This is a genomic window from Streptomyces sp. NPDC037083 (assembly GCF_055606485.1).
The window spans coordinates 44259-55779 of sequence record NZ_JBVJSQ010000023.1; the positions used below are offsets into that span (position 1 = coordinate 44259).

The 11521-nt window shown below is 67.1% G+C and carries 10 protein-coding genes and 4 pseudogenes; 13 read left to right on the forward strand and 1 reads right to left on the reverse strand.

Features of this window, described 5'->3' with window-relative positions:
- Positions 1–101 precede the first annotated feature (101 nt).
- From ACZ7DE_RS38925 to ACZ7DE_RS38975, 11 genes and pseudogenes are all read left to right on the forward strand, one after another.
- Positions 102–1337: a transcriptional regulator gene (locus tag ACZ7DE_RS38925; RefSeq protein WP_470769112.1), complete on the forward strand. Its 1236-nt coding sequence runs from the start codon at positions 102–104 to the stop codon at positions 1335–1337.
- 127 nt (positions 1338–1464) lie between these two features.
- A complete protein-coding gene (gene exaC, locus ACZ7DE_RS38930) occupies positions 1465–2982 on the forward strand; it encodes an acetaldehyde dehydrogenase ExaC (RefSeq protein ID WP_470769113.1) in 1518 nt (505 codons plus the stop codon).
- Entirely contained in the window at positions 2982–3386 is a 405-nt protein-coding gene (locus tag ACZ7DE_RS38935; protein ID WP_470769114.1) for a DUF779 domain-containing protein, read from the forward strand. Before exaC ends, ACZ7DE_RS38935 begins: the two co-directional genes overlap by 1 nt.
- 186 nt (positions 3387–3572) lie before the next feature.
- Complete coding sequence (locus ACZ7DE_RS38940) at positions 3573–4136, forward strand: ATP-binding protein (RefSeq protein WP_470769115.1); 564 nt, start codon at positions 3573–3575, stop codon at positions 4134–4136.
- A gap of 8 nt (positions 4137–4144) precedes the next feature.
- Positions 4145–4372, forward strand: a complete 228-nt coding sequence (locus ACZ7DE_RS38945) for a hypothetical protein (protein WP_470769116.1) — start codon at positions 4145–4147, stop codon at positions 4370–4372.
- Between the two features lie 6 nt (positions 4373–4378).
- On the forward strand, positions 4379–4726 hold the full coding sequence (locus ACZ7DE_RS38950; RefSeq protein ID WP_470769117.1) for a hypothetical protein: 348 nt from the start codon (positions 4379–4381) through the stop codon (positions 4724–4726).
- 90 nt (positions 4727–4816) lie between these two features.
- Positions 4817–5056, forward strand: coding sequence for a hypothetical protein (locus ACZ7DE_RS38955; protein WP_470769118.1), 240 nt, complete (start codon positions 4817–4819; stop codon positions 5054–5056).
- Between the two features lie 520 nt (positions 5057–5576).
- Positions 5577–6098, forward strand: a pseudogene (locus ACZ7DE_RS38960) (transposase); the annotation flags it as partial.
- A gap of 788 nt (positions 6099–6886) precedes the next feature.
- Positions 6887–7114: pseudogene (locus ACZ7DE_RS38965) on the forward strand (IS110 family transposase); the annotation flags it as partial.
- A gap of 105 nt (positions 7115–7219) precedes the next feature.
- Positions 7220–7969, forward strand: coding sequence for a transposase (locus tag ACZ7DE_RS38970; protein WP_470769119.1), 750 nt, complete (start codon positions 7220–7222; stop codon positions 7967–7969).
- Between the two features lie 8 nt (positions 7970–7977).
- Positions 7978–8435 (forward strand): annotated as a pseudogene (locus ACZ7DE_RS38975) (transposase); the annotation flags it as partial.
- Between the two features lie 33 nt (positions 8436–8468).
- Here ACZ7DE_RS38975 and ACZ7DE_RS38980 read toward each other — a convergent pair.
- Positions 8469–8839 (reverse strand): annotated as a pseudogene (locus tag ACZ7DE_RS38980) (transposase family protein); the annotation flags it as partial.
- 171 nt (positions 8840–9010) lie between these two features.
- On the opposite strand from ACZ7DE_RS38980, the gene ACZ7DE_RS38985 reads away from it, so the two are divergent.
- Positions 9011–11095, forward strand: coding sequence for a hypothetical protein (locus tag ACZ7DE_RS38985; RefSeq protein WP_470769120.1), 2085 nt, complete (start codon positions 9011–9013; stop codon positions 11093–11095).
- Between the two features lie 142 nt (positions 11096–11237).
- Positions 11238–11521 (forward strand): helix-turn-helix domain-containing protein (locus tag ACZ7DE_RS38990; RefSeq protein WP_470769121.1); only part of this gene is annotated, 284 nt, incomplete at its 3' end.

Genomic DNA, 11521 nt, shown 5'->3' on the forward strand with positions numbered 1-11521 from the left:
CGCCCGTCCGGACAGGGAACCTGCCTGATCGGGCAGGTGTGCTCTATATAATTGAGGCGAACAATTGTGATTCGCCCCCTTTTTTTATGACAGGGAAGCACATGTCACAGCGCAGTAACCTTCGGCAGCGCAGGGCCGCACTCGAAGGCGAGTGGTCCCGGACGGTGTCGCTGGTGAAATCCACGGGCTCGGCGCCCAGCGGCCACGATGCGCTGCGCCATGAGGTGGCCGACTCCTGGGTGCGCTCCCTGGGCAGCGTGGACCCGGCCCGGGACAGCGCGCCGGTCGCCGACGACGGCACGGTCCGGCACCGCTGGACCGACTCGCTGCTGCGCCGGCCGGTCGACGCCCTCTCCGACGAACTGCTCAGCATCGCCGACGACGCCGGCTTCATCGCCGCGGTCACCGACGAGTCGGGAACGATCATGTGGACCTGCGCCGGCCAGGACATGCGCCGGCGAGCCGAGCGGGTCAATTTTGCTCCGGGGGGCCGCTGGAACGAGCAGGCCATGGGCACCAACGCCCTGTCCCTGGCGCTGCGCACCGGCCGCCCCAGCACTGTCTTCTCGGCCGAACACCTGGTGGCCGCGCTGCACGGCTGGGTCTGTTACGGCGCGCCGATCCACGGACCCGACGGGCGCATCCTCGGCGTCCTGGACCTGTCCACCACCTGGGACCGCTCACACCCTCTGGCCATGTCTACAGTGCGCGGTCTGGCATCCGCCATCGAGGCCGGGCTCCGCGCCGAGCCCCCGACCGGGCCCCGGGACGACGTGCCCCAGGTGCGGCTGACCTGCATGGGCGAGGAGAAAGCCACACGCGAGGGCGCGCTGCTCGCTCTGCGCCCCCGGCAACTGGAGATCCTCACCCTCCTCGCACTGGAACCGGACAGCTTCTCCTCGGAGCGGCTGCGCGACGCCCTGTACGGCGAACGGCCCGTGACGGCCTCCACGTTCAAGGCGGAGGTCTCCCACCTGCGCCGGGCTCTGGGCGGCGGCATCGCGGCCCGCCGCTACGCACTCACCGCACCCGTCTCCTGCGACGCCGTCGACGTGCTGCGGGCGCTGGAGCGCGGTGACACGGACACCGCCCTGCACCTGTACCGCGGTCCGCTGCTCCCCCGCTCCGAGGCTCCCGGCATCGAGGAGTGGCGCACCCGGCTGGAGGTGGCCGTACGGGAGGCGGTCCTGGCGAGCGTCCGCCCGGAGCATGCCCTGCGGTACGGCGAGCGGGCGCCGTACGACGCGGAGGTGCACAAGCACGCACTGCGCCTGATAGGTCCGGGCGACGCCCGCCGGGCGATCGCGGCCGGCCGGCTCACCACCGCCCTGCGCTGACCCGGCGGCACCGGCGTACCGGCGTCACCAACCTTGCGCCAACCTCGCGGGCCCACAGTGATGCACACCACGACGGCGAGGGCCGTCGTACCGCAGCATCCACCATCGCCCACCGAGGAGAGCCGCCATGGTGTACGCGCAGCCGGGAACGGACGGCAGCATCGTCAACTTCGCCCCGCGATACGACAATTTCATCGGCGGTGACTGGGTCGCCCCCGTGGAGGGCCGCTACTTCGAAAACCTGTCGCCGCTGAACGGAAAGGTCTTCTGCGAGGTCGCCCGCTCCTCCGCCGCCGACGTCGAGCTGGCGCTGGACGCCGCCCACGCCGCGGCCGACCGGTGGGGCCGCGCCTCCGTGACCGAGCGGGCCAACCTCCTGAACCGGATCGCGGACCGGCTCGAGGAAAACCTCGAGAAGATCGCCGTGGCCGAGACCTGGGAGAACGGCAAGCCGGTCCGGGAGACCCTGAACGTCGACATCCCGCTCGCCGTCGACCACTTCCGGTACTTCGCGGGCGTGGTGCGCAGCCAGGAAGGCACGGTGGGCGAGATCGACGGGGACACCGTCGCCTACCACTTCCACGAGCCGCTGGGCGTGGTTGGCCAGATCATCCCGTGGAACTTCCCCATCCTGATGGCCGCGTGGAAGCTCGCCCCGGCCCTGGCGGCGGGCAACTGCGTGATCATCAAGCCCGCCGAGCAGACCCCGGTCAGCCTGCTGTACGTGATCGACCTGATCGCCGACCTGCTCCCGCCCGGCGTGCTCAACGTCGTCAACGGCTTCGGCGTCGAGGCCGGCAAGCCCCTCGCCTCCAGCCCCCGCATCGCCAAGATCGCCTTCACCGGCGAGACCACGACCGGCCGGCTGATCATGCAGTACGCCAGCGAGAACATCATCCCGGTCACCCTGGAGCTGGGAGGCAAGAGCCCGAACATCTTCCTGGCCGACGTCATGGACGCCGATGACGCCTACCTGGACAAGGCCATCGAGGGCTTCGTGATGTTCGCGGTCAACCAGGGCGAGGTGTGCACCTGCCCGTCCCGGGCCCTGATCGCCTCCTCGATCTACGACGAGTTCATGGCCCGCGCCCTGGAGCGCACCAAGGCCATCAAGGGCGGCAACCCGCTCGACCCGCAGACCATGATCGGTGCCCAGGCGAGCAACGACCAGTTCGAGAAGATCCTGTCCTACATCGACGTCGGCCGGCAGGAAGGCGCCGAGCTGCTCACCGGCGGCGGGCCCCGCACGGTCCTCGGCCTGGAGGGCGGCTACTACATCGAGCCGACCGTCTTCAAGGGCACCAACGACATGCGGATCTTCCAGGAGGAGATCTTCGGCCCGGTCCTCTCGGTCACCACCTTCGACTCCCCCGAAGAGGCCCTGAAGATCGCCAATGACACCCTTTACGGTCTGGGCGCAGGCGTCTGGTCCCGCAACGGCAACCACGCCTACCGGCTCGGCCGCGAGATCAAGGCCGGACGGGTGTGGACCAACTGCTACCACGCCTACCCGGCCCACGCCGCCTTCGGAGGCTACAAGGGGTCCGGCATCGGCCGCGAGACCCACAAGATGATGCTCGACCACTACCAGCAGACGAAGAACCTCCTGGTCAGCTACTCGGAGCAGAAGCTCGGCCTCTTCTGATGGGAACCCGGGTGCAGCGTGTCGAACTGACCGACGCGGCAGCCGAGCTGGTGCGGCAGCTGGCGGAACGTCACGGACCGCTGATGTTGCACCAGTCCGGCGGATGCTGCGACGGCAGCGCTCCGATGTGCTATCCGCGCGGCGAGTTCCGCGTCGGCGCCGCGGACGTCCTGCTCGGCCGCGTCACCGGCGACACACCGTTCTGGATGAGCGCCGACCAGTACGCGTACTGGCGCCACACCCACCTCACCGTCGACGTGGTCCCGGGCAGGGGCAGCGGCTTCTCCCTCGAGGCCCCCGAGGGCGTGCGGTTCCTGCTCCGCTCCCGGTTGCTCACCGACGAGGAGTGGGAGCGCGCGGAGGCGGAACCGCCCCTGCCGACCGGGGCGGAGACGACGGGATGACCTGACGCGTCGACGCGCCAGGCCATCCTCGCCACCGCATCCACGCAGGCGGTGGCGAGGATGGGCCGGACAGCGGGTGTCCGGCCGCCCTTCCGTCACGGGGTGCCCCTGCACCCCGTGACGGAAGGGCATACGAGAGGGCCGTCGAGCACCGCGTCCACTACAAGCCAGCCACGGGGACCGACAATGAGCACCAGAGCTCTTCCCGACACCACACACCCAAGCACCGTAGGAGCCAACCCCACCCCGACCGGGGCGGGACGTCCCGGCCCCTGCTCCGATATCAGTTCCGCTCGGACAGGGGCGGCCCCTCCCCGCGGCGCACGGACCGCCCCCGCCCGCCGTGCGGTCCTGGCGCTTCCCGCCGAGGTCCGCTGGGTCCCGGTGGCACGTCGCAGCGTCACAGCGGCCCTGGCTCACTGGCATCTGCCGCCCTCCGACCTGGCAGCCGCCGAACTCGTCGTCGGTGAACTCGCCGCCAACGCCGCCGAGCACGGTCACCGCGACATGACGATTCATCTGTCTCTCGGTGCCGGGGCCCTGTGGATCTCCGTGACGGACGCCGGCAGCCCGGCCCGGTCACGACGCCCGCATGACGACGATCCCGATGAGCACGGCCGGGGTCTCACCATCGTCAAACTCTTGACCAGTGAGGTCCGCGTCCGCCAGAGCCCCTTCGGCCGCCGGGTCAGCGTGCTCATTCCTACGGCCCTTGCCCCTTGTGCTCCAGCGCTCCAGGGCGCGGCATGATGGCGGCCATGCTGATCGCTCATGAGGGTTGTTCGCCGACGGTCCACCCCACGGCCTATGTTGCTCCGACCGCCACGCTGTGCAGGGACGTGCGCGTGGGGGCAGGGTGCCGGGTGCTGTTCGGTGCAGTGCTCACCGCCGAGGGCGGGCCAGTGGAGCTGGGCGAGGGCGGCATCGTGATGGAGAACGCGGTCCTGCGTGGTACCCGACGGGATCCGCTGATTCTGGGACGGTAGGTCCTGGTGGGCCCCACCTCCTACCTGACCGGCTGCCGGGTCGAGGACGAGGTCTTCCTCGCCACCGGCAGCCGCGTCTTCAACGGAGCACGGATCGGGACCCGCTCCGAGGTGCGGATCAACGGCATCCTGCATCTGCGCACCGTGCTACCCGCCGACTCGATGGTGCCGATCGGCTGGGTCGCCGTCGGCGACCCGGTACGCATCCTTCCGCCGGAGGAGCACGACAGGATCTGGGCGGTGCAGAAGAACCTGGATTTCCCCGGCTACGTCTTCGGCCTGGACCGCCCAGCCGACGGCGAGAGCCTGATGCCGGACATCTCCGAACGCTTCGGCCGCGGCCTCGGGCGTTGATGGTGCCGAAGGTCCGCTCGACGAGCTGGCTGTCGTCGTGGTTGTTGTGGTGGTGGGCGAATCCGGACCCTGAGGGAAGACAGAGACCGGATGCGGCAGGCCATCCAGCACCAGCTCGGACAGCAACTCGACACCCTCGACACCAGGCACCTGACCGAACGCGTCGACGAACTCACCCGGACCAACCAACGACTCGAAGACAGCCTCCATCAGACCCGGAGCGATTCAAACCACCGGCTCCACGCCCGCGTGGGCACCCTGGAAACAGACCTGGCCGCAGCACGCACCAGCCTCCGACGGATGATCCGAGAGGAGAACACAAACCGCTGAGGAATCCAGGCTCCCCTCAGGACACGCCACGCCTCAGCAACCCGACAGACCCGTCAGGCCGCGCTGGAAGGCCTGCTGCGCCTTGTGCGATCTCTCGTTTTGGTGACAGTGGTGCGAGAGACAGTGGGTTGTTGACATGTTGATGCTGGTCAGGGGGTGTTTGTGGCCTCTGGGTCACTGTCTTGGGCGTGAGAGATGGGTTGAGGGGCGCTGTCCTGGCGGTGTTATCTCTTGAGGTGCGACGCTGTCTCAGTTTTGTGAGTTCAGATCCGCTGCCTGGCGGGTGGTCAGTGTGATCGGGGGATGGATGGTGCGCAGGCCGAGGCCGAGCTCGCCCAGAGCGCCGGCGTCGACCTTCGTAGCTCGCGCTGCCGGACCTCATCGCGCCCACCGCTCCCTCGCCACCCGGAAGGCCCGCCCGGCCCGCTCCCGTCCCGCCCGGACCAGCCGGCGACGGGTAGCCGGGTGTGACCTGTCATGGTCGGGGCTGCGGGCCTTGCACGGGCGCGTGATTGGGCCGAGCCGACGCGGCACCACACCGGTCATCCGGGTCCGCGGCCGTTCCCAGCGTCGCTTCTCCATCGCCGCCCTGTGCTGCTACAAACCCGGCGAGCGCTCCCGCCTCGTCTACCGGCCCAGACAACATGCAGATCACAAGAGCGGAGGCCGCAAGAGCTTCGCGTGGACCGAGTACCGCGACCTCCTCGTCGCCGCCCACCAGCAGCTCGACGCACCCATCGTCCTCATCTGGGACAACTTGAACGTCCACAAAGACCGCCGCATGCGGGCCTTCATCGACGCGCAGGACTGGCTCACCGCCTACCACCTGCCGTCTTACGCACCCGACCTCAACCCCGTGGAAGGGATCTGGTCGGTCCTGCGCCGAACCACCCAGGCCAACGCGGCCTTCACCGACCCGAGCCACCTCATACGCCGGCTCCGCCACGGCCTCCGCCAGATCCAATATCGCAGCGACATCATCGACGGATGCCTCACCGGAACAGGGCTCACACCGACGACACCACGACTACAACGTCAGTAGGAAGCGGCCACCCCCATCAGGGGTGCGCCCCGGGCGAACGTCCGCGCACTCCCACACGTTGATCGGCTACACCACGGCAAGAGGCACGATCCTCGTCCGCTCGGGTCTCTCAGGCTGAGTCAGTGCGCCGACGGGGGCATGAACGCGATCTCCCGTATTCGGTTCTTGGCCGACGGGGGTGGGCGCCTGCTGCACTCTTGGGTCCGCCGCCATACCTCCGGCGGACAAACGTCGGCAAGAGCCCTCACCACAGCTTGAGTAACCGTCGATCTGTCAGCTCCAATCCTGAGTATCGGCTGCTCTGTTGACGCTGTTCTGCGGTAAGCAGGCTTGTTTCGGCTCTGGCAAAGGAGCAGCGCTCGCCGGCGGGAGCAGCAGGTGCTCGCCGAAGGCCGTCACCGACAGGAGAAAGAATGCGTAAGTTTGTTCAGAGAACAGCCGTCGCGGCAACCACGGCAGCCATTGCCCTCGGGGCTGTGGTCGCGACCGCACCGGCGGCTTCCGCAGCGGCTCCAGGAACTCGCGTCTACAAGCCGTACTACGGGATCACTTGTGACCTGTGGACGACAACGTCGGTCGGATTCACGCGAGGTGCTCCGTCCTGCTGGACTCCTGCCGCCAACGCGGCATGGAGCAAGTGGCAGGCGAAGGTGACTTGCGCCGACGGCAGCATCGCCTGGAGCAGCGTCGTCAACGGTCCGGCCGGGGCGTGGTCCTCTACCACTGCCGGCTGGTGCTGGGGTGGTGTCCGGGACATCGACATCGTCGAGATCCCAATGTAATCGCGGGCGGTCCCCACCTTTCAACCGCTGTGCGCCGCCGTCCTGCTGGTCACCGTCGGCGACGGCACCGGCTTCCCGAGCGCCGCCCACCTGGCCTCCTACGCCGGACTCGCCCCGACCACGAAGTCGTCGGGGACCTCGATCCATGGCGAGCACGCCCCCCGAGGCGGAAACCGGCAGCTCAAACGCGCCATGTTGCTGCGTGCAGCAGTGAGCGTTTTCAGCGTGGCCACTGATCGGGTGACGGCGGCGAGGTCGAGGTGAGGGCCGCAACGCACAAGGCCCCCGTGCCGTTGGGGGAGGTGTTCGAAGTCTCAACCCACCGGCACAGGAGCCTTGTTGGTTCTCTATCCTGCCGCACTTGACCTCCCGCACGGGCTGGTCGAGTGGGTCACGATGCTCATCGTCACCCGAGAGGGGGACCGACGGTGCAAACTCCCGCCGCACCAGCGGGCGCTCGTCGCTCTGGTGTACCTACGCCGCCAGCACACCCTCACCCGGATCGCGTCCGGCTTCGGGATATCCGTCGGCACCGCCCACGCGTACATCACCGCCGTGACCGGCCTGCTCGCCGAACGGGCCCCGGGCCTGCTCAAGACTCTGCGCGAGCACGATCCGGAGTTCGTCCTCCTGGACGGGACGCTCGCCGAGTGCGACCGCGTCGGCGACAGCCGAGCCGACTACTCGGCCAAACACCGTCGACACGGCGTGAACGTTCAGGTCGTCACCAACCCCGCCGGTGAGGTTCTATGGATCTCGCCGGCGCTGCCGGGCCGCACCCACGACCTGACCGCGGCCCGCACCTACCGCATCATCCGGATCTGCGAGCGTCAGGGCGTCCCGATCCTCGCCGACCGCGCCTACCAGGGCGCCGGCCCCTGGGTCACCACCGGACTCAAAAGGCCACCGGGCGGTGAACTCACTCTCACCCCACGCACCGTCAACCGGGCCCTGGCCGCGGCGAGGGCACCGGTCGAACGCGGCATAGCACGGTTGAAGTCCTGGCAGATCCTCCGCAGATCCCGAATCAGCCCCAACCGCATGAGCGTCATCACCAAAGCCGTCCTCACCCTAGAGAGGCAACGCTGAAAACGCTCAGTGTCACCGACCTCGCGGGGGCGACAGGGGAAGCCTTCCTCGCGCACCCGGACGCCGACATCATCATCAGCTTCCCGGGGCTCTCCGTGCTGTCCGGGGCCCGAGTGCTGGCCGAGATCGGTGACGACCGCTCCCGGTTCGCGGACGCGAGGGCCGTCAAGGCATACGCCGGCGCGGCACCCGTGACACGCGCTTCGGGCCGCAGCCACGTCGTCGTGGCCCGGACCGTCAAGAACCAACGACTCGCCAATGTTGGTTACATGTGGGCCTTGCCACACTCCGCACTGAGGCTCCGCGCGCCCATTACGACAGACGACGAGCCAGCGGAGAACGCCACACCGCCGCACCGCGGAACCTGTTCAACAAGCTCCTGTTCTGCCTCTACTACTGCCTGCAGCACCGAACGACATACGCCCCCGAGCGAGCCTTCCCAGCCCCTTTGACCCTCGCCGCCTGAGCACGGACTTGACCTCTGAACGCCATGAGATGTCTTCGATTGCCCGGCGATGCCGTGGTCCCGGGTGGGAACGAGGGTTCCGTCCACAATCAGCACGGTGTCCTTCGCGAACTGCTTGCGCTGCTGGAGGGCCAGCGCGGGGCCGAGGTGGTCGATGATGCGGTCGGCTGCCGACTTCGACACCCGAACGACGGGGCGAGCTGGCGCAGGGTGAGGTTGGTGCGCCAGTACGCGGCGATCAGCAGGACCCGGTCCTCCAGCCGCAAGCTCCAGGGTCGGCCCTTGCGGACCGGATCCACCCCCTCACGCCGCAACGCGGTGATCATCTGCCCGAACTGACGCGGGCTCAGCCCGGTGAACGGGGCTATCCAGGACGGCTCCGACGCCGTGATCACACCAGACACATCAAGATCATCTCACCCGTGACCAGCAGTTACGGGACCACCCTTAGGACAACATGCCACATCAGTAATGAGAGACCATGAGGCGGGCCGCCGAATACATCGGCGGCCCGCCCGCCCTTCAAATGCTTCGGTAATTCCACACCATTACCAGCTTCGAAAGGATGCCCCATTATGGTGCTTCCATCCAAGAATCCGGACGGGCCGACGGCTGCCGGGGCGGTACCCCGCCGCCGTTTCACCGCCGTAATGCTCGGCGCGCTGGCGGCCGGCACTCTGCCCGCCGCCACCGCCTCGGCTGCACCCGCCCTCCTCTCGGTCAAAACCATGGCTGGCCTGCGGGCCCTTCCCGTCCCCACTCCTATCCGCGGACAGGAAATCACAGCCGCCGTGGCCGGTTACTGGAATGAAGGTGACCAGGGTGGCGGCTACTTCACATACAGCTTCACCTCCCGCGCTGATGACGACGGCGGCATCATCATCGTCCCCGATGCGTTGCGCGCCAGTCGGCTAGCGGGCCGCTGGATACGGCAGGACGACTTTGCCGTCAGCCAAATGTCAGTGCTTTACTTCGGCGCTCGCGGGGACGGTGTCACTGCCGACGACGACGCCGTCGCGGCAGCCTTCGCGGCCGCGAGGGCGCAGCCCGTTAGCTGCACAGTGACCTTTCCCGCCCAGTGGAGCAGCAAGGGGGAAGACTGGGACGATCGCGAATACCTCTTGGCCAGGCCTGTGACCATCACCGATAGCGTGACGGTGACGGGCTCGTCGGACACGCGCGGCGTCCCACGCACAACCTTGAATCTCACCACCTGGGGTCTCCCAGTGTTCGACGTGCAGGCCGACGACGTCACGATCACCCAGCTGGGCCTGCGCGTCAATGCCGACCGATCGCAAGCACCGACAGCACTGGTCAGGGCGCAGCAGCGTTTCCCCACCTACAACGCCGGGGTGATTTCCAACGGCCACCGGACCACGGTGAGCCGCCTGGTGATCACCGGGTTCATCTCCGGGGTGTTTCTCCACAATGGGGCCCCTTACTTCGACCTCGCACCCCGCGAAGACTGCACCCTGACCGACGTGCAGGTCCGCGACGTCGATTTCGGTCTGCTGGCCATCGGACAGCGCCGCCCTGTCATCGACAACCTGCGTGGCAGTTACAGTAATTCCTACTACGGTGCGCCGCCGCATCTAATCTACTGGTCGGGCACCGATTCCGTTCCGAACACCCTCAGCTACGACATCAGCGTTCGGAACTGCTCTGCATTTCGCGTGGATCCCCCGGGCACTTCAGCGACGGATTTCAGTCCGGGGACGTCCAACGGCTCCGCATACAAGTTCTTCGCCGTGCACGGCGGAACTGTCACCAATTGCAATGCCACCGACTGCGTGGGCCTCCTGGCCGTCGGATCCACCCATGACGTGGCCTTCACCCAGCTTACGTCCACCCGTGATGTATCGCACCACGGAGAAGGCTCGCTGGGTATTGGCGTAGCAGGCGACCCGGCAAGCAACCTGTCCTTCACGGACTTCACCATCGATATGGTCAACCCGGACCAGCGGCCGATCTACTCGGTGGGCAGCAACATTACAATCGAGAATCTCAATCTCACCGTTAGAAACACCGCCGTGGGAAGCTCCGCGGGCATTTGGATCGACGGCGAGCGGCATACCCTGCGCAACATCACAATCACCAATGCCGATGTTGTCGGGTCTCCCAATGCAATCATATTCTGGAGTGGCGGCAACCACACTCTGGACGGTGTCACTCTCAGCGGTGTCAACCAGGGAATCTATATCTCGCCGAACATTCGCAACTCCAGCTTCACCTATAACCCCAACAGGATCACTCTTACCTCCAACCCGGCCGCTTCAGCGAAAATCCGCGTGCAAATCGACGAGCCGAATGCCAGTGTCATAGCCGACCCCGGCGTGCGAGTCTACCCAGCCGCGTTCACCAAGACGTACACCGCGACTTCCACCTCGTACGTCAACGTGTTCGACGCCGCATCAGTGACCACCGTCGACATCAACGCCACTGGCCACATCAACATCGGCTACAACGCTAACCAGGCCGTCGGCGAGACCCTCACGTACAGAATGCAGAACACCACAGCCAGCCCAATCAAAGTCAACTGGAACGCCAACGGAGGAACCCAGTACGCACCCAACACCCTCAACACCATCCCCGCCAACACCACTTCCAGCATCCGGCTCATCCGCCAGTCCGACCGACTCTGGCACCCCGCACTCGAGTAGGCGATCTATCAGGGCTTGGGACTGTCAAACGAGCGGTATGACTGCGGTAGTTGAGATTACTGAGCCTCTTTCATCCTGTGCTGGCGGGTGAAATGGGGCGGTCGGTGGGTGTGGTGACGAGGCAGGGCCCCTCGTCGTTGGCGTGGTGATTCCACTCAGCACACCGGCGACCGAAGGGGCCCTGTTGGTTCCGTATCCTGCCACGCTCGACGTCCCGCATGAGCTCGTTGAGCATGTTGCCTGGCTGCTGTACGAGCACCGCCGCGCACGCAACACCCGCTGGCGGAAGCTCCGCTGCTTCGACCAGGCACTGCTCACGCTGGTCCACCTACGCAAGAACGAGACGTTCGCCCAGCTCGGCGCCGGGTTCGCGATATCGCAGGCCACCGCCTGGCGCTACGTGGACGAGGCCCTGGAGGTGCTGGC